24 protein-coding genes and 1 tRNA gene are annotated in these 24,318 nt (G+C 41.1%); 14 read left to right on the top strand and 11 right to left on the bottom strand.

Annotation, left to right across the window (positions count from 1 at the left end):
* Positions 1–114: 114 nt before the first annotated feature.
* Positions 115–1,059: a hypothetical protein gene (locus Q0037_RS07795; protein ID WP_297517073.1), complete on the top strand. Its 945-nt coding sequence runs from the start codon at positions 115–117 to the stop codon at positions 1,057–1,059.
* Here Q0037_RS07795 and Q0037_RS07790 read toward each other — a convergent pair.
* From Q0037_RS07790 to Q0037_RS07780, 3 genes are all read right to left on the bottom strand, one after another.
* Positions 1,054–1,800, bottom strand: a complete 747-nt coding sequence (locus Q0037_RS07790; RefSeq protein ID WP_297517072.1) for a UDP-2,3-diacylglucosamine diphosphatase — start codon at positions 1,798–1,800, stop codon at positions 1,054–1,056. The genes Q0037_RS07795 and Q0037_RS07790 overlap by 6 nt on opposite strands.
* 2 nt (positions 1,801–1,802) lie before the next feature.
* A complete protein-coding gene (locus Q0037_RS07785) occupies positions 1,803–2,255 on the bottom strand; it encodes a 6-carboxytetrahydropterin synthase (RefSeq protein ID WP_297517071.1) in 453 nt (150 codons plus the stop codon).
* A gap of 265 nt (positions 2,256–2,520) precedes the next feature.
* A complete protein-coding gene (locus tag Q0037_RS07780; protein WP_297517070.1) occupies positions 2,521–3,384 on the bottom strand; it encodes an Omp28-related outer membrane protein in 864 nt (287 codons plus the stop codon).
* Between the two features lie 99 nt (positions 3,385–3,483).
* On the opposite strand from Q0037_RS07780, the gene Q0037_RS07775 reads away from it, so the two are divergent.
* Genes Q0037_RS07775 through Q0037_RS07765 form a run of 3 tightly spaced genes read left to right on the top strand, consistent with a single transcriptional unit; the run spans position 3,484 to position 6,740 of the window.
* Complete coding sequence (locus Q0037_RS07775; RefSeq protein WP_287784638.1) at positions 3,484–3,960, top strand: TlpA disulfide reductase family protein; 477 nt, start codon at positions 3,484–3,486, stop codon at positions 3,958–3,960.
* 3 nt (positions 3,961–3,963) lie between these two features.
* Complete coding sequence (locus tag Q0037_RS07770; RefSeq protein WP_297517069.1) at positions 3,964–5,664, top strand: DUF6029 family protein; 1,701 nt, start codon at positions 3,964–3,966, stop codon at positions 5,662–5,664.
* Complete coding sequence (locus Q0037_RS07765) at positions 5,664–6,740, top strand: hypothetical protein (protein WP_297517068.1); 1,077 nt, start codon at positions 5,664–5,666, stop codon at positions 6,738–6,740. Before Q0037_RS07770 ends, Q0037_RS07765 begins: the two co-directional genes overlap by 1 nt.
* A gap of 57 nt (positions 6,741–6,797) precedes the next feature.
* On the opposite strand, the gene Q0037_RS07760 is transcribed toward Q0037_RS07765, so the two are convergent.
* Positions 6,798–7,523, bottom strand: coding sequence for a T9SS type A sorting domain-containing protein (locus Q0037_RS07760; RefSeq protein ID WP_297517067.1), 726 nt, complete (start codon positions 7,521–7,523; stop codon positions 6,798–6,800).
* 55 nt (positions 7,524–7,578) lie between these two features.
* Complete coding sequence (locus Q0037_RS07755) at positions 7,579–9,390, bottom strand: T9SS type A sorting domain-containing protein (RefSeq protein ID WP_297517066.1); 1,812 nt, start codon at positions 9,388–9,390, stop codon at positions 7,579–7,581.
* 177 nt (positions 9,391–9,567) lie between these two features.
* On the opposite strand from Q0037_RS07755, the gene Q0037_RS07750 reads away from it, so the two are divergent.
* A tRNA-Ala gene (locus tag Q0037_RS07750) sits at positions 9,568–9,641 on the top strand.
* Between the two features lie 269 nt (positions 9,642–9,910).
* On the opposite strand, the gene Q0037_RS07745 is transcribed toward Q0037_RS07750, so the two are convergent.
* On the bottom strand, positions 9,911–10,300 hold the full coding sequence (locus tag Q0037_RS07745) for a CFI-box-CTERM domain-containing protein (RefSeq protein WP_297517065.1): 390 nt from the start codon (positions 10,298–10,300) through the stop codon (positions 9,911–9,913).
* Positions 10,301–10,827: 527 nt separating this feature from the next.
* Positions 10,828–11,400: a DUF3109 family protein gene (locus Q0037_RS07740; protein WP_297517064.1), complete on the bottom strand. Its 573-nt coding sequence runs from the start codon at positions 11,398–11,400 to the stop codon at positions 10,828–10,830.
* Between the two features lie 403 nt (positions 11,401–11,803).
* Here Q0037_RS07740 and Q0037_RS07735 point away from each other — a divergent pair, with 403 nt between their 5' ends.
* From Q0037_RS07735 to Q0037_RS07725, 3 genes are read left to right on the top strand one after another with little or no spacing between them, the layout of a single operon-like run.
* Complete coding sequence (locus Q0037_RS07735; RefSeq protein WP_288041442.1) at positions 11,804–12,379, top strand: MarC family protein; 576 nt, start codon at positions 11,804–11,806, stop codon at positions 12,377–12,379.
* 42 nt (positions 12,380–12,421) lie between these two features.
* Positions 12,422–12,622 (top strand): hypothetical protein, encoded by a 201-nt coding sequence (locus tag Q0037_RS07730; RefSeq protein ID WP_297517063.1) that lies wholly within the window; start codon positions 12,422–12,424, stop codon positions 12,620–12,622.
* 1 nt (position 12,623) lies between these two features.
* On the top strand, positions 12,624–13,235 hold the full coding sequence (locus tag Q0037_RS07725) for an FAD-dependent oxidoreductase (RefSeq protein WP_297517062.1): 612 nt from the start codon (positions 12,624–12,626) through the stop codon (positions 13,233–13,235).
* Here Q0037_RS07725 and Q0037_RS07720 read toward each other — a convergent pair.
* Genes Q0037_RS07720 through Q0037_RS07710 form a run of 3 tightly spaced genes read right to left on the bottom strand, consistent with a single transcriptional unit; the run spans position 13,232 to position 15,905 of the window.
* Positions 13,232–14,812 carry a S41 family peptidase gene (locus Q0037_RS07720; RefSeq protein WP_297517061.1) on the bottom strand — a complete coding sequence of 527 codons (1,581 nt, stop codon included), beginning with the start codon at positions 14,810–14,812 and terminating at the stop codon, positions 13,232–13,234. The genes Q0037_RS07725 and Q0037_RS07720 overlap by 4 nt on opposite strands.
* A 41-nt stretch (positions 14,813–14,853) precedes the next feature.
* The gene (locus Q0037_RS07715; RefSeq protein WP_297517060.1) at positions 14,854–15,282 is read right to left on the bottom strand and encodes a dCMP deaminase family protein; all 429 of its coding nucleotides are present in this window, start codon (positions 15,280–15,282) and stop codon (positions 14,854–14,856) included.
* A gap of 29 nt (positions 15,283–15,311) precedes the next feature.
* Complete coding sequence (locus Q0037_RS07710; RefSeq protein ID WP_073361950.1) at positions 15,312–15,905, bottom strand: HupE/UreJ family protein; 594 nt, start codon at positions 15,903–15,905, stop codon at positions 15,312–15,314.
* A 136-nt stretch (positions 15,906–16,041) separates the two neighbouring features.
* On the opposite strand from Q0037_RS07710, the gene Q0037_RS07705 reads away from it, so the two are divergent.
* The gene (locus tag Q0037_RS07705; RefSeq protein WP_297517059.1) at positions 16,042–16,473 is read left to right on the top strand and encodes a TerB family tellurite resistance protein; all 432 of its coding nucleotides are present in this window, start codon (positions 16,042–16,044) and stop codon (positions 16,471–16,473) included.
* 51 nt (positions 16,474–16,524) lie between these two features.
* On the opposite strand, the gene fbp is transcribed toward Q0037_RS07705, so the two are convergent.
* Complete coding sequence (fbp, locus tag Q0037_RS07700) at positions 16,525–17,532, bottom strand: class 1 fructose-bisphosphatase (RefSeq protein ID WP_297517058.1); 1,008 nt, start codon at positions 17,530–17,532, stop codon at positions 16,525–16,527.
* A gap of 131 nt (positions 17,533–17,663) precedes the next feature.
* Here fbp and Q0037_RS07695 point away from each other — a divergent pair, with 131 nt between their 5' ends.
* From Q0037_RS07695 to Q0037_RS07675, 5 genes are all read left to right on the top strand, one after another.
* Positions 17,664–18,524 (top strand): M48 family metalloprotease, encoded by an 861-nt coding sequence (locus Q0037_RS07695; protein WP_297517057.1) that lies wholly within the window; start codon positions 17,664–17,666, stop codon positions 18,522–18,524.
* Positions 18,524–19,006, top strand: coding sequence for a GNAT family N-acetyltransferase (locus Q0037_RS07690; RefSeq protein ID WP_297517056.1), 483 nt, complete (start codon positions 18,524–18,526; stop codon positions 19,004–19,006). Before Q0037_RS07695 ends, Q0037_RS07690 begins: the two co-directional genes overlap by 1 nt.
* A gap of 70 nt (positions 19,007–19,076) precedes the next feature.
* Entirely contained in the window at positions 19,077–20,330 is a 1,254-nt protein-coding gene (locus Q0037_RS07685) for an aspartate kinase (protein ID WP_297517055.1), read from the top strand.
* Positions 20,331–20,399: 69 nt separating this feature from the next.
* Positions 20,400–23,804, top strand: a complete 3,405-nt coding sequence (locus Q0037_RS07680; RefSeq protein WP_297517054.1) for a hypothetical protein — start codon at positions 20,400–20,402, stop codon at positions 23,802–23,804.
* 213 nt (positions 23,805–24,017) lie between these two features.
* The gene (locus Q0037_RS07675; RefSeq protein WP_297517140.1) at positions 24,018–24,101 is read left to right on the top strand and encodes a hypothetical protein; all 84 of its coding nucleotides are present in this window, start codon (positions 24,018–24,020) and stop codon (positions 24,099–24,101) included.
* Positions 24,102–24,318: the final 217 nt, after the last annotated feature.

The following is a 24,318-nucleotide window of genomic DNA, read 5'->3' as shown; positions in this document are numbered from 1 at the left end:
CGCTCTACGCTATATCCCCAAAAATCGGGGGATGCTCCCGAAACTTCGGGACGATCGCGGCTGTAGCGACGCATCATTTTCAAATCATGAAGGTAAAAACCGTAACTTCAACCCATGAAACGAATCCAACAAATAATTTATCTCAGCCTTTTTTTCCTCATCACCTTTGCTGTTTCGGGGCAAGTCGAACGAATCCTGCCTCTGGATGAAGAAACCAGTGCGTTTCTACCCGAAGTCAATTTCTACCTTTTTCACCAACAAAAGATCGTCTTCGTAGGTTTTTCAAGCGAGAAAGAACCGATCACTTTACCCCAAATTTCTTTTGATTCTATAGTTTTTTCCAAATTCAATTTCGAACCCAAAGGCTATTCCCGAGATAGTCTAACCGATGTGATTTATCTCAAGAAAAAAATCTACGAATTGGATGAAGTGGTGGTAGGTTCCCTTCCCGGAAAAATTACCTTGGGCGAACACAACCGCATTTTACCCCATTCTAGAGGTATGTATCTGCAAAAGCAATTGTTTTTTGGAATAGTACTAACGAATGATCAAGCGTTTGACTTGGCACTGGAAGCGGTGCAATGGCATGTCAAAAAGGTGGTACATCCCACGAAATACCGTGTTCTATTTTATAAAGTAGTTGTAAATAAAGACATTGTACAACGCACAAACATTCATCCCTTGTATGCCATTCCTGTATATATTTCACCCGTTCAAACCTTAGATTCCAAACAAAAAAACAAAATTAATACGCCCATCGATTATACCTTAACTCCAGGGGAAGAGATTTTAGTTTCCATTGAATTAGTCGACTATTTTGACGGGAATCAAACGGTGATTTATCCGCCATTGGAAGAGCAAACCTTAGTCAAGTTTCAATGTTCGGACGAAAACAACTTTTATACGAAATACCGTGATGCCATTACCCAAAAAGAAACGGAAGAATTGTTCAATGCCAATGTTTGGATCAACTATGATTTTGCATTTTACTTTTACAAAAAGCCTAGTAAAAGCTTGATTCGCACGCCTGCCGTCAATTTGATTGGCCGGAAATTATAGTTCAAATTTTTCGAGGGTCATTTGGGTTCCATCAAAAACCCCATAGGTAAAATACCCAATCCAATCCCCTAAATTGATATAGGTCGATTGTTCGTTTAAAGATATGGTCATGGGTAAGTGACGGTGGCCAAACACAAAATAATCATAGTGCTGGGTCTCCAATTTTCGTTTACAATATTGCACCAGCCATTCGTTGTCTTCCCCCAAAAACTTTACATCGGCTTCGCCCGAAATTAATTTGTTTTTGACCGAAAGGTATTGGGCTAATTTCACTCCAAAATCGGGATGCAACCAGCGGTATAACCATTTAGAAAGCGAATGGGTAAACACTTTTTTCATGCGTTTGTAGCCTTTGTCGCCAGGCCCTTTACCGTCGCCGTGCCCAATGAGAAACGACTTGCCGTGGAACGTAAATTGTTTATTGTCGTGATATACGGGAATATTGAGTTCTTTTTCAAAATAATCGTGCATCCACAAATCGTGATTCCCTACAAAGAAATAAATCGGTATCCCGCTGTCGCGAATTTCTGCCAACTTGCCCAAAACACGCACAAAGCCTTTCGGTACAACCGTTTTATATTCAAACCAAAAATCAAATAAATCCCCGAGCAAAAAAATCGCTTCCGCATCTTGCTTCACGGTGTCCAGCCACGCCACAAACTTTTGTTCGCGCGGAAAGCTCGCTTCAGCAGTCGGAGCACCCAAATGTTGGTCGGAAGCAAAATAGATTTTTTTGGCCATACTTACGCATTATCAGACGCATACCATTCGGCATAAGACGTCTCCGTTTCTTGTAATCGTAACGAAAAGAGTTGGATATTCGCTGGAAGGCGGTTGCTGATTTTTGTGGCAAAATCAATCACCATATTTTCACTCGTAGGTTGGTAATCGACCAAAATAACATGATGCCCGCGCTGTTGTAGCTCCTGAGCCAATTCTACATGGGGCGTATTTTGGTTGAATACGGTAGCATGGTCAAACACGTCGACTATTTCTTCTTTCACGATTTTTTTTAAATCGGTAAAATCAATCACCATTCCATATTTCACATTTGACGTATTGGTAATCGGCTGACCAATAACGGTGACCGATAACTTGTAACTGTGTCCGTGAACGTTTTTACATTTTCCATCGTAGCCATACAAGGCATGTCCGGTTTCAAAACTAAATTGTTTGGTGATTCGAATGGTACTCATACTGGTATTTTACCCGACAAAAATACGGTTTTATTCTAATCCTTTCGGTTTTTAGAACGGTAATAAAGCACGTAAGCCAAGCCTACTAAAACTATAAAGGCAATAAGTTTCCAATCCAAGCGCCGATTGCATACCCGTTATCGGGGGCTTCTTGAGGTTTTTTCCCGATGCCCGATTGAAGGAATAACACTAAAAAATTCATGAGAACAAGGATTTCTTCAATAAAAAAAGGCTATTCAATTCGAACAGCCTTTGAGGTATTTCTTTATGGATTTTCTTGGAAATTTTGATTTTCATTGGCTTTCGCCTCCCGTGCATTAATCACTATATTGTCTTCCCCACGAGTGACAAAGGCTACAAAACTGATGTTTTGCGGGTTAATTTGAGGCGCATTCGGAAAATTAGAGGGTGGCGTTATCGTAGGAATAGGAATAGAGAAATTGCGGGTGAGTGTTGCCCCATTCACGGTTCCTGTGATTGATTCCCCAACAATATTCGTTAACGAGGCACGCAACACATGATTGTGCTCAAAATTTGGTATAGGATTTACCCCATTGTACAAATCATTGTAGTAGTTTCGTTGGTTAAAAAGTAATTTGTCTTCCAACAAATACACCACTAACTTAAGATTTTGATAATCGTCTAAACACTTTATTTTAACATCCAAATTTATATTCCCGTTGGCAACCGTAGAATTCATAGCCAATCCAATAGTCGAATTGTTGGACGTTAAATCTAATGCTTGTTGCACATTGGATGTTTCAGGAAAGCCCCAAACAATCATACGGTTTAATCGTGAAACAGGCAAAGCCAAGGGAGAATTGGGTAAAATTAAATTCTTTAATGGCGCAATCCCTTGGAAATGGAAAGGGTCATTTCCATTGTGAATCGCCACAGAAACTACTTTATTTGATGCCACTTTAGCTTCTTCAATAGCCCAAGCCACACGGGTGCAATTCCCACACCATGTTCCTGTATAATCTTCAATCAAGACATTTTTTTTGAAGTATCCAGAAATAGGAGGCGCAGTTGACGATCCATCCGGTCGGTTTTCAATAATCTCGGTATCTTGACAGGAAACGAGGAGCAAAACCATTGCCAAAAAGGCCGTTGTTATCTTAAATTTCATAGCAAATTCCATTTAAAATTTAAAGCATACAAATAAAAAGAAAAATCTTTTAAAATTTATAATATTATTTATTTATTTGTAGCACCTTACCCGTGAATAATGAAAAATATATTTTTTTTACTCTTGCTTTCTAGTTTTTTAACAACTGCACAAAGCACATTACCTGAAGTTACACTAACCAATCTGGAAGGAAAATCGGTGGTGTTAAACCGCGATTTTGTAGAAAAAGATAAGCTATACATCATCTCTTTTTGGGCGACTTGGTGCGGCCCTTGCATTAATGAATTAGACGAGTTGAATGATGTTATTGAGGACTGGAAAAAAGAACTCAATTTGGAGGTTATCGCAGTTTCTACCGACGATGCGCGCACTCAAAAAAGAGTAAAACCTTTGGTGAATGGAAAAGGATGGCCGTATACTATTTTGTTGGATACCAATCAAGATTTAAAAAGAGCCTTGACCATTGTGAATATACCCTATACAATTGTGGTTAAAAACGGACAAATCGTGCATATCCAAAATGGCTATGTCCCCGGAAGTGAAGCTGCATTATTAGCCAAATTGAAGCAATTATAATTCATGAAAAACATTTCTTTTTTTGGCCTTTTTTGCATCGGTTTCTTATTATGTTCTCTTTTGACCCATGCCCAAAACAACACCAATGCTTCAGGGGTGCTAAGTGGTGGCTTTGAAACCAACACCCAATGGTATTTGAACGACAAGGGACTCAAAGACGAGTTTAACAATCCTACCGCGCAACCCGAGGAACCTTTGCGCTCCAACAGTTATTTATTTCTTAATTACAACTATAAAAAATGGACCTTTGGCATTCAAGGCGAGGCGTATGAGCAAAATGCCTTGTTAAACATGAATCCGAAATTCAACGGAACCAACGTAGCCACCTATTTTGTGCAATACAAAGGAAATCTATTGGAAGCTACTGCAGGATATTTTTATGAACAATTTGGCAGTGGATTACTGTTTAGAAGTTGGGAAGACCGTGCTTTAGGAATTAACAATGCCTTGCGTGGTGGAAAGGTGATTTTAAAACCTGTAGCTCATTTTACCTTAAAAATGGTTTATGGACAGCAACGTACGGGATTTGATGTGACCGATGCACAAATTTTTGGCGGGGACTTTGAATGGGGACTCTCTAAAGTTTTTAAATGGCAAACGACTGACTTAAGTTTGGGCGGAAGTTATGTAGGACGGTATGAAAAAACGGACATTGTAAATCCTAATTTTGATGCCTTGACGAATGCCTACGCCGGACGCATCAGTCTTACCCACCAATCCTTCTATTTATCGGGGGAATATAATTATAAATCGCCTGATGCAGTTGTACAAGCGCCAGGACAAATAGACAATCGCTTGATCAAACCCGGAAGCGCCATTTTATTGAATATGGGGTATTCCAAAAAAGGGTTTGGTATTGATGGTACATTTCGACGTCTTGAAAACATGGGATTCTTCTCAGAACGGGGTGCCAAAGGAAATGTATTCAACGATCGAATCATGAATTTTATTCCCAGTTTGACCAAACAACATCATTACAATTTGGCCAATATTTATGTCTATCAAGCCCAACCCAATGTACTATTGGCAGGTTCTGACTTTGTTAAAGCGGGTGAAATTGGAGGGCAAATCGATATGTTTTACGACTTTAAAAAAGGAACGGCCTTGGGAGGAAAATACGGGACTAAAGTGGCTATGAATTTCTCAAATTACAATGCATTAAGTGGTACTTTTTTCATTTTCAATCCGCAAGATTATGATACCGATTTCTTAGGGTTTGGCCAACGGATGTTCTCGGATTTTAATTTTGAAATCACCAAAAAATGGACCAATAAGTGGTTTACTCAGGTAAGTTATATCAAGCAATATTACAACCGAAAGTATATTGAAGATGCTGCTGGGGAAGTGAATACCCATATCGTGGCTGGGGAAGCCATTTACAAATTTGATAAAGGGCAATCCATACGCGTCATGGGTGAACATATGTGGGCCGATTACGATCGAAAAAATTGGGCTGCCGCTACGGTTGAATTCAACTTTAATTCCAAGTTTTCGATGTATGTATATGATTTGTACAACTATGGTAATGATTTGAGTCACTACCGAAATCATTATTACAACATTGGTGGAGCTTTCCGAAATAAAGCGACCCGCTTAGGCATTAATTATGGCCGTCAACGCGGCGGTTTAGTTTGTGTGGGTGGTGTTTGTCGTTTTGTTCCTGAAAGTTCTGGACTCACGCTAACGTTTAATACTTCTTTTTAATGAAACCGATTCGACTAAAAGGTATTTTCTTCAGTCTTATTATAGTAGGGCTACTGATTTCCTGCTCGTCGAATGATGCTGATTATACTGCGATACCTCAAAGTCCGGTGCAATGCGACCTTTCGCAGGTACCCTATGCTAAACTATCGGATTATCGTTTTTTTGAAGGGGAATTAAAAAATTTAATCCCCTCAATGGGAGTACTCCCTTACCAACCCTCCAGCGAACTCTTTACAGATTATGCGCTGAAAAAACGTTTTGTTTGGATGCCCAACAATACCAAAGCAAGTTATGTAAGCGATCGAGAAGTGTTGAATTTGCCTGTGGGTGCTGCATTGGTTAAGGTATTTTACTATAACACGGTCCTGCCCGGATTGACTACAAAAATTATTGAAACACGGGTGATGATTCGAAAAAGTACAGGCTGGATTTTTGCAGAATACATTTGGAATCCTGAACAAACGGAAGCCTTTCTAGAAACGGCAAGTACTTCTCGCACACTCACGATTCAACAAGGAAGTGAAACGTTGACATTCAATTATAGAACCCCCAATACAACGGTAGAATGTAACCGCTGCCACGGGGATTTGGTGACGCAACAAAAAACACCGATTGGCATCAAACCTCAAAATCTGAATTGGAATTATTTGGGAACACAAAACCAACTGACGCAATGGATTAATGCAGGGTATTTGGAGTCTAATTTGCCTTCGTCGATAACTACAGTTCCGAACTACAACAACACCTCTTTACCGATTACCGAACGCGTACGGGCGTATTTTGATGCCAACTGTGCCCATTGCCACCGTGTGGGAGGAGAAGCGCAAGTGCATCCCTTACGTATGGAATATACAGACACGAGCGACCCTGAAAACATGGGCGTTGGGGTAGGTGCTTTACACACGTTACCTGGCTACAATGGACGCATTGTACAACCCAACAATGTGGGTCAATCGATTCTCCACTACCGCATGCAAACCACTACCGATATGTTTTATATCATGCCGGCCATTGGTCGCTCAGTGCAACATCGTGAAGGGCTACAATTGGTGGAGCAATGGATCAATAGTTTTTAAAATAAAAAAGACCTGTTTGCTTAAACAGGTCTTTCTTTTTAAGGTTCTATAAATTAATTAGTTTTTAATCACTTTTTTTGTACCTGTATTTCCGTAGGTATCGGTGAATTGTAAAATATACATTCCTGATTGCCATGCGCTGGTATCTAAAGTATGAATCCCATACGGTAAATCGCGCTGTAACACTGATTTTCCATTAACATCAAATACCTGAACTTGTGACGCCTTTAGGACATCCAAAGTTAATTCTGAAGTAAAGGTGGTAGCTTTGATCAACACCCCATTTTGCTGTAGCTGCTCGATTTCTTCCACCGAAAGCGCTGGGTCAAAACGATACGTTACGTCAACAAAATTCCCCGAAGGATTTCCCGCTTGGAAAAAACGGAAGGAATAATCTTTAGGGTAAGGCGCTGAACCTAATACGGTGTTGTAAAAGTGTCCATCATTGCCGCTTTGCCCACCCGGAGGTAGTGTCAAAAAAGGAAGATTAACTGGATAATTCACTCCTTCTTCCACTGAAGATAAACATTCATTAGCAAAACACAATTCAAAACCTTGACCGTCCGTATTGACCAAAGAAGTACAGTTAATGCGCACATTCACCGAGGCTGTTGTCGATAAATTTTTAACGTAAAAATCCAACGAGCCTTGTGGATACAGCGTTGAATTAAAGGCTATCACTTGACCTGAAGCAACTGGCGTATTATTGTGACGGGTAACTGCAATTTGTGCCTGGGTAAAACCCATCATGGCTAACATTACAAAGAGAGCAATCTTTTTCATAATCTATTTTTTGGGGAGTGTTAATGGGGAGACGGCAAATCTCCCCGTTAATTATTTAGTTTAATACAATTTTTTGAGTTTGTGTAGCGCCTGCTTCATTGGTCATGGTCGCTAAGTAAATGCCTTTTTGTAAAGAAGTCAAATTCATTTGACCTCCATTTTCAAGGGCGTTAGCACGATATACTACTTTTCCAGTCATATCAGTAACCGTAATATTTACAGTACCTTCTGTCGCTACTTGTAGAATTCCATTGGAAGGATTGGGGAATAAGCGTGCGAAATTTTGTGCTGTAAAGGTGCCATTAGATAATGCATCTGTTGCAAAAGCGGCTTGCATCACTGCTTTAGTAGCTACATTTTGAATGAATACAATAACTTTAATATCCGACAATTCTTCAATATTCAATCCGCTTAAATTTGTTTGTAGTGTGTGGGTTGTTGGCGTGTTAAAAGTAAAGTTAACTGGAGTTCCACTTGGATCGGGCAACATTTTCATGGCCACATTTTTGAAGGATGTTTCTCCGTTGGTAGCAACGTTACCTGTAGTCACTCCTTCTACTACAACGGCATGGATCGTGTAATTTCCAGATAGATAAGGCGTAGTATTTACGTTCACTGTTAAATCAGATCCGTTCAATAAACGTGTCGCGTTAATCCCAAAGTATGCTGGCTCACTTAAAGCTACATCCAATGCAGTTTGCAATTGTGCTGTATTAAAGTTAGTCCCTTCTTTAGAGTCTACAAATAAAGTAGGTGCACCGGTAACCCCATAATAGCCTACGCGCTCACCGATTTCTGGAGTATAATAAGGATCCCCAACACCAGGCCAGTTCACTTGATAGGATATCAACGCTAAATTATTTTGGTTGGTTCCTGTGGTATAAAAAGGAGAAAAGAAGTTGGTGTTAAACGAAAAACAAGGAGGACATGTTGAACTCGAAAATTTCTCATACAAAGGAAGACGTGCCGTAGAACCACTAGCTACAGAAACGTTTTTGGTTACCATATCATTCGTTGTATCTCCGTCATTTCCTGCTCCATTCACATTGGATACCCAAACTTTTAATACATAATTTCCTGGGGTAGCATTCCATTGGTCATTGTGCGTAAACGTGTATGATTGTCCCATCGCAATGTTCAATCCAGAAAAAGTTTGTGAATAAATAGTCCCCGTACCAATTTGCCAATTTACAGTCATTGCGTTGATGGCAGAAGTTCCCATATTTTTGATCGAACCTGTAATCACTTTAGAACCGGCCAATACGATTGCATTCATATCTACAGTAGCCGTTTCAGCATCAATAGCTTGAATTTGTTCTACCGTGATTTCATCGATAAAGATGTTGTTTCCGTATCTTGAAGTTCCCAAGATATTGATATACCCTGTACCCGAAACTGTTCCAGGAATATCAAAAGAATAGCTGTACCAACCATCGGCGGGCACAATAGGAGCCAATTGACGTGAACGGTTAACGGTACCTAACAAAGTCCCTCCTGCTGCTGAAGTGGTGTTGTAAAAAACTTGGATGTTATCCGCATCCGTTGGATACCCTGAATCGCGGAACATTTTTAATTTTACACGGTAATTTGCCCCAGCAAAAGTTATCGCTGGTGACGTAAGGCGGCCCGTTCCGTTGTTTGGAATAGAATACGACGCAAAACGTGCCATCCCTGCACCAGCAAAAGTAGCACACGTTGGGTTGGTTCCCGCCGTTCTGCGAGACCAAGCATTGATGGTTGTACCCGCGTCACTGGTGGCTGTGGTGGTAGTCCAGCCTAAAGCCGTATCGAAGTTTTGAGAGGCAATGATTTGTGCCTGACCCAAAAAAGAAACCAATAAGGCCGTCAATAGAGTAATTTTTTTCATTTTCGGTAGAGGTTAATAGTTTGTACGTTGTTTTTTTAAAGAAGCACAATTTTATGAATAAATTTGCGATAATTTACTATGAATCAGTGTTTTTTTTGCTTTAAGTATGCAATTCTTTAGGATTCAAAAAAATATTTGGGGTTGACGGTTAAATTACTATATTTGCAACGCATTATAGGGGATGTAGCTCAGTTGGCTAGAGCGCTACGCTGGCAGCGTAGAGGTCGTGGGTTCGAGCCCCATCTTCTCCACTAAAATAAAACCTTAACCCCTATTTTATCTGGGTTAAGGTTTTTTTTAACAATTATAAAACAACCTTAGGCTCTCATTTTAAGTGGAGTTATGGCTATAAATTTTAATGATGTTTTTGTGAAAAAGATTATTTTTTATATTTCCTACTAATCTTTTTACGACAGGACCAGCAACGATTGAACCGCAATACCCTTTTTCAGCATATAGGTTAAATACATAAACTAAAATGTAATTATCATCTGTTTGATTTAAATCTAAAAAATCTTGATTAATTTTTTTTATCAAGTTTTAATTTAATTACGATAAAATGTAATGGCTTGATTAAAAAAAACATTGTGAATTTTTTAAGGGTTAAATTATCTGCAATAATGTTTGCTAGCTTTGGACTATATAAATAGTATTTTGAAATAAATTTTACACCCCAACTTCTCTTTTCTAGCCAATTATCTCTAAATTGCCTTAAATCAAAAACAACAGGATGGTTATAGTCATCAAAGACAGCTGTAGCGATAAAACATCCTTTTTTTCCCTCAACTCCATGTGATTTAGCAGTAGCTTCACATCTAATTGAGCAAAAAGATCCAAAATTTTTTGCAGCATTTGTGCGATAACGGTCGTACGAAGCATACTCTCTTGAACACCAAATACATTTACCCATAAATTATAATTTTAATTAAAATAATGCCAAATATATGTTTTTTCCTATAAATTGTAAATCATAATTTAAGGTTAGAGCTAATTACAATCTATAATTGTGAATTTGCATTTTGTTTAGTGTTATATAAATACTAAACAAGTGAGTGCGATGAATCACAAAAAAAGGTATACCCTAAAATCATAGCCAATTAGGTTTGTGATGAAGTTCGTTATATAGAAATTGTATAGTATATTTTAATGTTTCTAAGATTATTTTAATTAAACTTTTCATTCTATTTACTCTTTTCCCTTTTTGACTATTTTTTATTATAGAAATAGATAAAAATTGGTCATATTAACCCGCAAACCCAACCAAAAGAAGATGAGAATATGAGGTAGGGGAATACGATGTCTATTTTAATAAATCTACCTTGAACGTTCTTGGATAAAAGTAGTCAGTAATTCAGTAAAAAAGCTCTGTATGACTGATAAGTCGGTTGAGCTTCAACTTCTTCACAAAAAAGCCTGAATAAATGATTCAGGCTTTTTTTATTTTTCTTTTTTCAAGTCTTCCGCTACTTTTTCCAATTCGGCAAACCAATTTTCACCAAAACGACGAATCAACGCTTCTTTCACAAATTTATATACGGGCACTTGCAATTCATTGCCCAGTGCACACGCTGGATCGCAAATATCCCAACGGTCGTAATTCACCGCGGCAAATTCCGTAAAATCCTTTATTCGGATGGGATACAAATGGCACGAAACGGGTTTTTTCCAATCGATGATGCCTTCATTATACGCTTGTTCAATCCCGCACAAGGCGGTTTGTCCGTCAAAAATAACGTACGCACAATCGTTGTTGTCTATGAGGGGCGTTTCTAAATCTTGCTCCGTTCCGACCACCCATGTCCCCAAGCGTTCGATGGCTTCAACACCTTCGGGACGCAAATAGGATTTAATTTTGGGATAAATATCTTCCAAAATCTTGGTTTCTTCAGCACTAAGGGGAGCCCCAGCATCACCATCGACGCAACAGGCGCCCTTGCAAGCCGTAAGGTTACACACAAAGTCTTTTTCTAAAATATCCTCCGACACAATGGTTTTCCCGAGTTGAAACATAGTATTTTTCTTTGATGCAAAGATATTACTTTCTAGGTACTAGAAGACTGCTTACTGAACCCTAGCGCCGAGCCACTAAAGGGGGATTGGTTGTCGGTTGTCGGTAGCCCCCTAGCCCCTAAAGGGGGGATGGTGATTTGACACGCCCATTTATAATTTAAAATTCAAAATTTATAACATTCCCTACCGCGCTAAGGGTGGAAGTGAAAAGCCCACAGCGAGGAACGAGCGCGGACTTGCAACGGACGACCTGACCCCTAGGACGAAAAAACGGATAGAAATCGCCAACATCATTCCGAGGGGGAGCGCCCAAAAGTGTCACTATCAAGGGGTTGAAATTTAACGGGAATTTAAATTTTAGCTCTTTTTTTATGCCTTACTTTTGCAAAAAATTTCAACGGGTATGTGGGGCTTAGATTTTAGAGAGGTTGCGACCATTAGTATGGTGCTTTTTGCGGTTATTGATATTGTCGGCACGATTCCGATTATCGTGGATTTACGCCAGAAATTTGGAACTATTGAGTCGGAAAAAGCGTCGTTGGCAGCGGGCATCATCATGATTACCTTTTTGTTTGCTGGGGAAGAATTTTTGAAATTAATTGGCACAGACGTGTATTCGTTTGCTGTGGCGGGGTCGTTTGTATTGTTCTTTTTGGCCTTGGAGATGATTTTGGGCATCAAAATTTACAAAGAGGAAGCCCATACCTCGGCCTCGATAGTGCCTTTGGCGTTCCCGTTGATTGCGGGGGCTGGCACGATGACTACCTTACTTTCGCTTCGGTCGCAATTTGCTTCGATTAATATTGTGATTGCCATTTTTTTGAATGTGATTTTGGTGTATGGCGTTTTGAAATCGTCGGCAAAAATTGAAAAGTTTTTGGGTAAAAATGGTTTGGGTGTGATTCGAAAAACCTTTGGGGTGGTGTTGTTAGCGATTGCTGTTAAATTATTTGCCTCTAATGTTAAAGCCCTCTTTTAGTACAACGAGAAATGATTAAATTTGTCGTCAGAAAGTAAAACAATGAAAATCTTTACCACTTTATTAATCTTTATTGCCATTGCATTAGTGGTCGTTAATGTGATGATGTTGGATTTTGACCGTCCGTTAGAAGGGAACAGTTTGGTTGCTTTGATCGGAATCGTAGCTTCGTTTTGCGCTATTTTTATTCTTTTGATTTTCAAAATGTCGAAGCGCATCGAAGAGAAAATGAAAAACCAATAACATGTTTGACGTACTCATTATTGGCGGTGGCGTCTCGGGAATGTCGTGTGCCTTACTTTTGGGTTCGGCGCAGCACAAACCTTTTGCTGCGGACAAAAAAATTGGCGTGCTTACCCACCAAAAAGCGTCTTCGTTACAAAATGCAGTGTTCCACAATGCCTATGGGATTGCGGCGGGCACCACAGGAGCTTCGTTGTTGGTGGAGAGTAAAACGCATTTGGCAACCTCCTACCCGCATGTCATTCAACTCGAAAATCTTAAAATCACGGCGATCTCGGGCGATTTGAATCACTTTACACTAACAACCCATACGGGGGAAACCTTAGAGAGCCGTCGTGTAGTCCTTGCGATTGGCGCTGGAAATCCGTTTCCTATTGCGGGCTTGGCATCCTTTATTATCCCGCATCAAAAAGCCCATCCCGACAAAAACCGATTGCAATTGCGCAACACCGATCATGTAGTAAAACCCGGGCTGTATGTTTGTGGAACATTGGCCGGCTGGCGTAGTCAGTTACCTATAGCCGCAGGAAGTGGCGCCTCAGTAGCGACTGATATTTTGACCGAATGGAACGACGGGATTCCGGTGCAAGTGCATGATAGTTTGAACCACTAATGAACACGCGTAACTCCTGCTTTTTTTAACATGGGGTCTTCTTGGAGAATGACTTTGTAGTAGGCCGTATCCCCAAACAACTGCCGTGCAAATTCGGCTTTTATGTACCGCCGCACCAGCGGTTTACTTTTTTCCCAATGCATTTGCAGTCCCGACTTTTCCATATATGTTTCAAATTCAGGCAAATAGTCGGCTGTAGTTTCATAGTTTTTTTGAAATTGCTCAAAGGTCCAACCCGCAAATCGATTCCGGTTGTTGTCCAATTGTTCAAACACAAAATGGCCTACTATACCCGTTTTCAACACATACGCTACATTTTCTTCGCCTACAGCACTTTCAAGAGGAACAAAAACGTCGGGCACAATACCTCCGCCCCCATACACGGTTCGCCCTTTTTTAGTTTTAAACTTGAGCGAATCGGCTACGTTAACTTTTTGGGGCTGTGTAAGTTCCCCCGATTCATAGCGGTGCTCGTATTCGCCGTGATAGGCTTCGGTCTCCCCTTTTTTGTAAGGTTTTTGAATCGAACGACCACTGGGGGTAAAATAACGTGCTACGGTTAAACGTACCGCCGAACCGTCGTCAAAATTCATCTCGCGCTGAACCAATCCTTTGCCAAAAGAGCGTCGGCCAACAATTTGACCGCGATCATTATCTTGAATGGCACCGGCTAGAATCTCACTCGCGGACGCTGAATTTTCATCAATCAATACGGTTACTTTCCCCGATTCAAACAAGCCTTTTTCGGTAGCATACTTTTTTTCAACCGCCCCTTTTTTGTTTTTCGTAAAAACGATTAGATCCTCTTCGGGAAGCAGTTCATCGGCAATAGCAATCACTGATTCCATGACGCCGCCGCCGTTTTCGCGTACATCAATAATGAGCGCACGCATGCCTTTCTTTTTTAACTGGAGCAATGCTTGATGAAATTCTTCGCCAGTGGTTTCGGCAAAACGTTCGATTTTGATATACCCCGTTTGTCCATCCAAAAGAAGGGCAACTTCAACACTTTTCAGTGGGATGACGTCCCGAACCACTTGGGTGGTAAACGTTTTGCGGGTTTTCTTCCGATACACCGTTAATTGAATCTTGGATAAGGGTTCGCCTCTTAAGATAGTATACAGCGACTCGGATTTCAATTTTTTTCCAAATAAGGGTTTTTTTCCCGCATACAATATACGATCACCCGCTTGGATTCCTGCTTTCGCTGCGGGTCCCCCTGGAATGGGTTTGATTACCGCTATCGAATCATTATAGGTGTAAAAATTAATCCCAATACCCACAAAATCGCCGCGCATATTATCGGCCAATAGGGTTTGTTCTTGGGGTGTTACATAGACCGAATGCGGATCTAAATTGGCCAAAATACCCGTCACCGTAACATCGACAATGGAATCGGTTTTGACCTCATCTACATATTCGTTTTCAATAAAATTCAATAACCGATTGAGTTTACTGCGGTACTCTTGCTTTGACGCTTTGGCTGGAATAGGATAATTCAGGAGTCCACCAATGATGATCCCTAACGCCACACAGGAGAAAAAAAGAATCGGTATGTAAATTTTAGAAATACGCATGGGTTTGACGTAAAAAAAACGCTGAAAAAGGAGTATTCCGTTTACTCTAGTTCTTCCATCTGAACGACTTCAACGCCTGCCTTCGTTAAGAAATCAATACCAGAAGTATCGCGATAGCCCTTTTGATAGACCACTCTTTTGATGCCCGATTGATGAATGAGTTTGCTGCATTCACGGCAAGGAGAAAGTGTAATAAACAAGGTGGCATTCTCACACGATTGGGTAGAACGTGCTACTTTGGAAATGGCATTGGCCTCCGCATGAAGCACATACCACTTGGTTAAACCCTCATCATCTTCGCAACAATTTTCAAACCCCGATGGCGTGCCGTTGTATCCATCCGAAATGATCATCCTATCGCGTACAATGATGGCTCCTACCTGTTTGCGTTGGCAATACGACAATTTACTCCATTCGGCGGCGATGCGCAAATACGCTTTATCGTATTTGATTAATTTCTCCTTTTTCATGGTTTCTAAAGTACTACTTTTTGTTTGAATTACGGCTCCCAAATAGGATTTTGTGCCAACAAAGGAAGGATAATTCCGAGAACAATGGCCGAAAAAACCAGAATAAATTCTCGTTTGGAAAAACGAAAAAGGGTTAAAAACACAAAAGACAGCAACAATACGACCAAAACAATGATGAGTTGTGCCGCTTCAATTCCTAAGGCAAAAGCCAACATGGGAAGCATTTTGTCGGGCGCTTCACCGGGGAGTAAATCTTTAAAATAATTGGAGAATCCTAAGCCATGAATTAGCCCAAAAAACAAGGTAATTCCCCCGATAAAGGTGAGATTCTCTTTGGGTTTTGATTTTCCAGCGGTTGCTAAATTATACAGCGCTGTAAGAAGGATTGTAATCGGAATAAGAAACTCGATCAAGGTGGGTTGCACGCGAACGATATTCAACACCGCCAAAAACAAGGATAAGGTGTGGCCTAGGGTAAAAAGAGATACTAACAAGAGGATACGTTTCCAGTCTTTGCCTGTATACGGCACGGTAAGTACTACCAAAAAAAGCAAATGATCGTAGCCGTTTAAGTCGAGTACGTGTTCGAGACCGAATTTAAAAAAAATCCAGAAATCAGTCATAGCATTGCGGACGAGGGTTAATTAGGGTAAACTTACAATATATTTTCATAGCGAAAAAACCCTAAAGTAAAATCGGTATTTTTTTAGTCATATTTCAGAAAAAACGGTATTTTTAGGGCATAAAATCAATAACATTATGTCTATAGCAGATTTATTTGACAGTGAGTTCAAAAGCCGGAATAAAGGGCATTTTTCTGCCATCGTTCGTGTGGCGATTGCCGATGGCGATTTAACCAATGAGGAGCGAAACTTTTTGGATAAATTGGCCGTACAATTGGAAATTTCCGATGAAGAATATGCCGAAATTCTAGCCAATCCATTAAAATATCCGATCAACCCACCCTATTCGTATGCGATGCGATTGGAACGATTGTACGATTTATCACGGATGGTTTACGCCGACAAAGTGTTGGGACCCAAACAAAAGGAAATCCTTACTCGTTTTGCCTTAGCCTTGGGCTTTACGCCAGGAAACGTTCACTATATCGTTGATAAAGCGTTGTCACTATTAGTACTCAACGCCGATTTGGACACCTTTGTGTATGAAATGCGACACATGTACAAATAATAAAAAAGTCCCGAGGTATTTCGGGACTTTTTTTTCAAGTTTAAAAAACCATTATAGCGCTTCACGCATAAATTCTTCGGCTTTCGTCACCATATTTTCGCTTCCGCAAAAAAACGGCACCCGTTGATGCAACTCCGTAGGTTGAATCTCCATAATACGTTGGTAACCATCGGAGGCTTTTCCACCCGCTTGCTCCGCGATAAACGCCATGGGGTTGCATTCATATAAAAGTCTCAATTTACCTTTCGGCGCTTTGAAACTGGTAGGATAAATATAAATACCGCCCTTGATCATGTTGCGATGCATGTCGGAAACCAAACTCCCGATATAACGCGAAGTGTACGGACGATCGCCCTCTTCCAACTGGCAATACTTAATATAATTTTTTACCCCTTGTGGAAAATGCACGTAATTCCCTTCGTTAATCGAATAGATGGTTCCGTCTTTCGGGTATTGCATGTTGGGATGCGAAAGGTAAAAAGTACCGATGGCTGGGTTGAGTGTAAATCCATTCACCCCATGTCCTGTAGTATAAACCAACATCGTCGAAGTGCCATAAATCACATAGCCTGCTGCCACTTGATTGACGCCCGGTTGTAAAAAATCGGCTAAAGAAACCGGAGTTCCCACAGGGGTAACCCGACGAAAAACGGAGAAAATAGTGCCCACCGAAACGTTCACATCAATATTGGAAGAACCGTCTAAGGGGTCCATAAGTACCACATATTTGTTGTTGTGGCTGTTATCGCTGCCGGCCACCGTGATAAAATCATCGTTTTCTTCGGATGCAATGCCACAAACAATTTCGCGATTGATCAGGGTTTGAATAAAAACTTCATTGGCATACACATCCAATTTCTGCTGGTCTTCTCCCTGCACATTGGTATCGCCCGCGGCGCCAACAATATCAACCAATCCCGCTTTGTTTACTTTATAATTCACGACCTTTGCCGCCAATCGAATAGAATTGATAATGCGCGATAACTCGCCTGTCGAATACTGAAAATCGGTTTGTTTTTCAATGATAAATTCCCCTAAGGTTTTGTTGCGTTCTTCCATTTACGAAATCGTTGTAGTTGTGCTGCAAATATCCTATTTTTTCGGAATTAATTCGACAATTCCAGAGAAAATAATTCTACGAACAATTCCCGCGACTTCCTGTATCTTTGTTGTACCTAAAAAACCAAAAAATGAAATCAAAACATCTCTTTACCGTTCTTACTGTGACCGCCACCACGTGGATCACATCAGCGCAAATCAACCTCGGTGAACGGGCGCTCGGAGCGCTTCAAAAAGGCGTCGCTGGGTTTACGTTTTCCAACGAGCAAGCTGCAGCTTTGGCCAAGGAAGGCGTTCGAAAACTGGATTCGGCCAATGTTGTGGCGAGGCCCAATGATGGATACACCTTGCGTTTAAACCGCGTCTTTGGCAAACACGCCAATGAAAACGGATTGCAACTCAACTATAAAGTTTATTTAACCAAAGAAGTTAATGCTTTTGCTTGTGCCGATGGCAGTGTGCGTGTATATTCGGGATTGATGGACATTATGGACGACAACCAACTTTTGGCGGTCATTGGTCATGAAATTGGTCATGTGGTCAATGAAGATTCCAAAGATGCCATGCGTGCCGCTTTGAAAAAAAGTGCCGTTTTGGACGCGATCGCCTCACAATCGGATAAAATTGGTAAAGTAACCGACGGAGAAGCAGGGCAAATTGCCAGTGTTTTGCTCGATAGTAAACACAGCCGCAGCCAGGAAAATGATGCCGATACGTTTGCCTATGAATTTATGAAAATGCATGGCTATGATGTCAATGCAGTAGAATCGGCCTTTCTAATTTTAGCCAAACTGAGCGAAAGCGGACAATCGGATTTTATAAGCCGTATGTTAAGTTCGCATCCCGATCCCAATGACCGAGCGCTTAAAGCCCGCGAACGTGCCATCTCCGACAAACGCTATAAAGCCTACGTGCAAAAGCCCATTAACAATAAAGCGCCTGTTATAAAAAAACCAACGCCAAAACGACCCACAAAAAAGAAGAAAAAATAATGACCATTCGCCCCGCCCAACCCAACGATATGAAGCAAGTGCTCGAACGGATTCGAGAGCTGGCTATTTTTGAAAAAGAACCCGAAGCCGTGGTCATCACCGAGGCCGACCTGATTCGCGATGGATTCGCAACACCGCCGCTTTTTCAATGTTTGGTGGCAGAGGAAAACAATATGTTGTTGGGAATTGCCCTCTTTTACTACAGGTATTCCACTTGGAAAGGGAAAACCATTCATTTGGAAGATTTGATTGTCAAAGCATCCGAACGGGGTCGCGGCATTGGCATGGCGTTATACCGAGAAGTGATTCGTCGCGGCCAAGAAGAAGGGGTGCGCCGTATTGAATGGGCCGTTTTGGACTGGAATACCCCTGCGATTCATTTCTATGAAAAAACAGGAGCGCGCGTATTATCCGATTGGCGCGTGGTACAAATGGACGAAAACGCTATCGCCACTTTTATGGAAAAAAGGGATAAATTTTAAACCGATTAAGCGCCCTGATAAGAAGAATTGCTTAGTTTTGGATTTCATTTTTTTTTAAATCCCAATCTTCATGAAATTATTCAAATTTGGTGGGGCCTCTGTAAAAGATGCCGAAGGTGTAAAAAATGTGTTGCATGTACTGCAAACCGTGGGACACGAAGAGGTGGTCATCATCGTTTCGGCCATGGGCAAAACGACCAATGCCTTGGAAGAAGTGATCAAAAACTACTTCGAAAAGTCGAAAGCCTTTCATGCCTCGCTTCAGGAAGTTCGAAAATACCATAACCAAATATTATTGGAGTTGTTTGACGATGAAAACCATGAGGTGTTTTATGCCGTCAACAGTCATTTTGCCGATTTAGAATATTTTTTACGCAGCAACAAATCGCCCAATTACAATTTTGTCTACGACCAAGTGGTGAGTTATGGCGAAATTGTTTCCACCACCATTGTCAGTCATTATTTTAATGAAAAAGGAGTGTCAAACCAATGGGTTGATGTGCGCAATTTGATCAAAACCGATGCTACCTACCGCGATGCTTTGGTTGATTGGGAACAAACACAAAAGCGCATTTCCAAACAAATCAAGAAAAAAGGACTCTACATCACCCAAGGCTTTCTAGGTTCGGATGAAAACAATTTCACCACCACCCTAGGCCGCGAAGGTTCGGATTATACGGCGGCGATTTTTGCCTATTGTATGGGTGCCGAAAGTGTGACCATTTGGAAAGATGTGCCCGGTGTTTTGAATGCCGACCCACGGTACTTTGAAAATGCTACCCTTTTACACCAAATCTCTTACCGAGAAGCCATTGAGCTCGCATTTTATGGGGCTACCGTCATTCATCCCAAAACCTTACAACCACTGCAACGAAAAGAAATTCCGCTATACGTAAAATCGTTTGTCAATCCTTTATTGCTGGGAACTAGCGTTTCTAAGGGAGCCGATCTCGAACCCAAAACGGCCTGTTTTATTGTGAAAAAAAATCAGCTGCTCATTTCGTTATCGGCCATCGATTTCTCCTTTATTATGGAGGAAAACATCAGCGAAATTTTTGCGCTTTTACACCAATACAAAATTAAAGTCAGTCTAATTCAAAACACCGCCATCAGTTTTACCGTATGCGTAGAAGATAAATTTGGTCATTTTGAAAAATTAAAATCGGTATTATCCAAAAAATTCAAAGTCGCTTACAACGAAAATGTTTCTTTGTATACCATCCGCCATTTTACCCCCGAAGCAGCGGCGATGGTTGAAAAAGGAAAAACCGTATTGGTACGACAAACCTCACGCGAAACCCTGCAATTGGTTACCAAAGAATAATTCCTGATTTTTAGCGTTCCATAATCACCAAGGAAATACTACTTTTGAAAGACACGAGTGATTACGGGTATGCGGTTATTTTGGGTATGGGTACTACTTTTAGGTTGTTTTTGGGGCTTGTCGGCACAAGAAGTGGGCGCGCCTTTCAAAAGCAAAAAGATCGCCTATTCCCGCGATACACTCACGTTACACCCCGCGAGTATTTTAAAAACAGCCTTTCAACTGACCGATGCCCAAGGGAATCCTATTGATAGCACGAGTTATACCGTAGATTATTCCCGTGCAAAACTCTGGTTCACTCCTCAATTTCAATCGAAAGACTCCCTCATTGTTCGGTTTCAAACGTATCCCGAGTTTCTTACCCAATCGTATGCCCAATACGATAGCAAACGGGTGGTGCCTAATGAAGCGGGGATTTTGGTCACCGTAAAAAAAGACCCCATTAGCACCTTTAAACCTTTTGATGGACTGACTACTACGGGAAGTATTAGCCGCGGGATTACCATTGGAAACAACCAAAATGCTACGGTAAATTCTAATTTGGACCTACAAATCAGCGGGAAAATCTCGGATAAAGTGAGTTTGCGCGCCTCAATTCAAGACAGCAACATTCCGTTACAAGATGGCGGGTACTCGCAACGACTGGATGAATTTGATCAAATTTTCGTCGAACTTTTTTCCGACAAATGGAGCATTCGGGCTGGGGATTTATTTCTCGAAAATCGGCATTCCAAATTTTTGAATTTCAATAAAAAAGTACAAGGCATCAACACCCGTTTTACGTTGGGTGGCCCCAAAAACAAAACCGAACTCTTTGCTTCAGGAGCTGTCGTGCGGGGACAATATGCGCGAAGTAGTTTCACAGGACAAGAAGGCAATCAAGGGCCGTATAAATTGCGCGGAAATAACGGCGAGTTGTTTGTATTGGTCATTTCAGGATCGGAGCGTGTTTTTGTCAACGGGATTCTATTGACCCGTGGAGAAAATAACGACTATATCATCGATTACAACGCAGGTGAAGTGCGTTTTACCTCGCTTTTTCCCATTACTTCAGAGATGCGAATTGTTATCGAATACCAATATGCCGAACGCAGCTATACCCGATTTGTTACCTATGGCGGGGTGCATCATCAAAATGAAAATTGGAACATTGCCGGGTATGTATATTCAGAAAATGATGTGAAAAATCAGCCATTGCAACAAAGTTTAACGGGCGAACAAGTAACCGTTTTGCAAAATGCTGGGGACAACCTCAACTTAATGGCAGCGCCCTCGGCCTTTGAGGACACTTTTTCTGAGAATAAAATTTTATACAAAAAAGTACTCGTAGGCACCACAGAAATCTTTGAATTTTCAAACAATCCCTCCGATACTTTGTTCAATGTCACTTTTACGTTGGTAGGAGCCAACCAAGGGAATTACATTTTGGCCAACAACAATGCCGTGGGAAAAATTTACCAATATGTAGCCCCTATAGGCGGTATTCCTCAAGGGAACTTTGAACCCATCACGCGATTGATTGCGCCCGTGAAATTGCAAATTGCGACCTTGTTGGGAGGATATAAACCCAATGAAAAAACGGAGTTGGACTTTGAAATGGGGATAAGCAACAACGATTTGAACCTCTTCTCGGCCTTGGATGATGGCAACAATCAAGGCGTGGCAGCAAAATTCAATGGAAAACAACGTTTGTACACAGGGGCATTTTCGATCAATGCTATGGCCAATGCGCAGTTGATTCAACAAGATTTTCGTACCGTCGAGCGTTTGTTCAATATCGAATTTAATCGGGACTGGAATCTGAATACCGCCGTGACGGGAACCCAACTCTTGGCGGGCACGGGCTTGGAATTTGATTTTAAAACCAAAGGCGCTTTCGTGTATCAGTTTGAACGACTCGATTTGGGAACCGTTTTTGCTGGAAATCGACACAGTGTCAAAGGGCAGTTTCGCGATACCAAATGGTGGATTGTGCAACAAGCTAGTGCGCTGGAAAGTCAGGGTACGATTACCAACAGTCGTTTTACCCGCAATCGTTCGGTGGTCAAGCGGCATTGGGGCAAAAACTGGGTCGGTGGCGAGCAACAATGGGAGGATAATGAAGAAAAAGACGCGACCACTGGAAGCTTGAGTGCCTTGAGTCAGCGGTTTCGTGAAGTAGGCCTTTGGGTAGGACGCGGCGATACGACCAAAGTCTTTGTAGAAATGGGTTGGTATCATCGAAAAAACGATAGTTTACAAAATGGAGCCGTACGACGGGTGAATACTTCCAACCGATTTTTTCTAAAAACACGGTTGTTGCAAACCGCTAAATCCAATTTACTTTTGTTTGCTAACTACCGCCGATTGACCTACCAGGATGCGTTACGACCTGACGAACCCTCGTTAAACTCGCGATTGGTCTACAACGATCGGTATTGGGGACAGTTGGTACAAGTGACGACGGCTATTGAAACGGCCTCGGGTACGTTGCCGCAACAAGAATTTACGTATTTGGAGGTCAATGCTGGACAGGGCGTGTATATGTGGAACGATTATAATGGAAACGGCATTCAGGAATTACAGGAGTTTGAAGTCGCCCCATTTCCTGATTTAGCCAAATACGTTCGGGTATTTTTGCCCAATCAAATTTTTGTAAAAACACATCAAAACAAATTTTCACAATCCCTTATTCTCAATCCAGCGGCATGGATAAATGCTAAAGGATTCAAAAAAGTGCTGTCCCATTTTTACAACCAAACCGCTTTCACCGTTGACCAAAAAACACAACGGGTAGGCGAACGTTTTCATCTAAATCCTTTTGATCCTGGTTCTGAAAACCTATTGGGACTCAATGAATCGTTTCGCAACAGTTTGTTTTTTAATCGGGGACGCCAGTTACATTCCATGACATATACCTATTTAGTCACCAAAGTGCGCACCCTACTCTCGGTGGGGTCGCAAGAAAATCAGTTGCGCTCCCATCAATTACAATACGCGCATTTGTGGCGCAAAACGTGGTTGTTCAATTTTGAATCGTCTTGGAGTGGAAGCACCGGCATTTCGGACAATTTTGCGGCTCGAAATTTTGAATTGGAAGCCACCCAATGGTTGCCCAAAGTGTCGTATTTGTTTTCGGCCAATACGAGTGTAAGTTTATTTTATGAACAAAAGGTCAAAAAGAATGTGCTCACCGACGGCGAACAACTCCACCAACAACGCTTTGGCGCTTCCATCAATTATATTGGGTCGAAACAGTTTACGCTAACGGGGGAATATTCGTACTACCAAAACGACTTTTCGGGCAACACGAACAGCCCTGTTGCTTTCCAAATGTTGGAAGGACTACAACCCGGGCGCAATGGGACTTGGCGTATTTTGCTACAGAAAAATTTGACAAAATATTTAGACCTGAACCTCAACTACCTTGGCCGACAGTTGGAAAACACCAAGACGATACATACAGGGAGTGTACAATTGCGCGCTTTTTTCTAAATAGGTTGACCATTGGTGCTATAAATTTTATCTTTTTTAAGAGTCAAATATATATCCTAACCCTGTGAAAAAACTCTTTTATACTCTTTGTGGCTTTCTTATGTTAACAAGGTGATGGAGCACAAGAAGCCAAAGAAAAAGTAGTTCAAGACATGAAGGGAAAAGCAAAAAAAGAGGAAAGCCAGAGTCACGGGCACCTACAAAGGGCGAAAAGTGTTTACGGGGCCGCGCGGTGGAAAATATTACATCAATAAAAATGGGAATAAAACCTATATTGACAGCGTGCGCGAAGAATAAAAGCTGTTCCCCTAAATATCAAAAACCGTTTCTGTTGAGAAGCGGTTTTTTTTATATGAATTGAAACAAGTAATCAGTAATTTAACAGTTTTATTCTTATTTATAATCACTTTGTTGGACATGTAGGTAAAGAAAATGGCTTTTTTCAGTGAATAATTGCTCTAAAAAAAAATTTTAAGTATAACTTTACATTCAAGTATTTATAAACCAATAAAAT

The sequence above is a fragment of the Flavobacterium sp. genome (genome assembly GCF_027482425.1).
Lineage (GTDB): Bacteria > Bacteroidota > Bacteroidia > Flavobacteriales > Flavobacteriaceae > Flavobacterium.
This window is presented reverse-complemented; position numbering and strand designations above follow the sequence as displayed.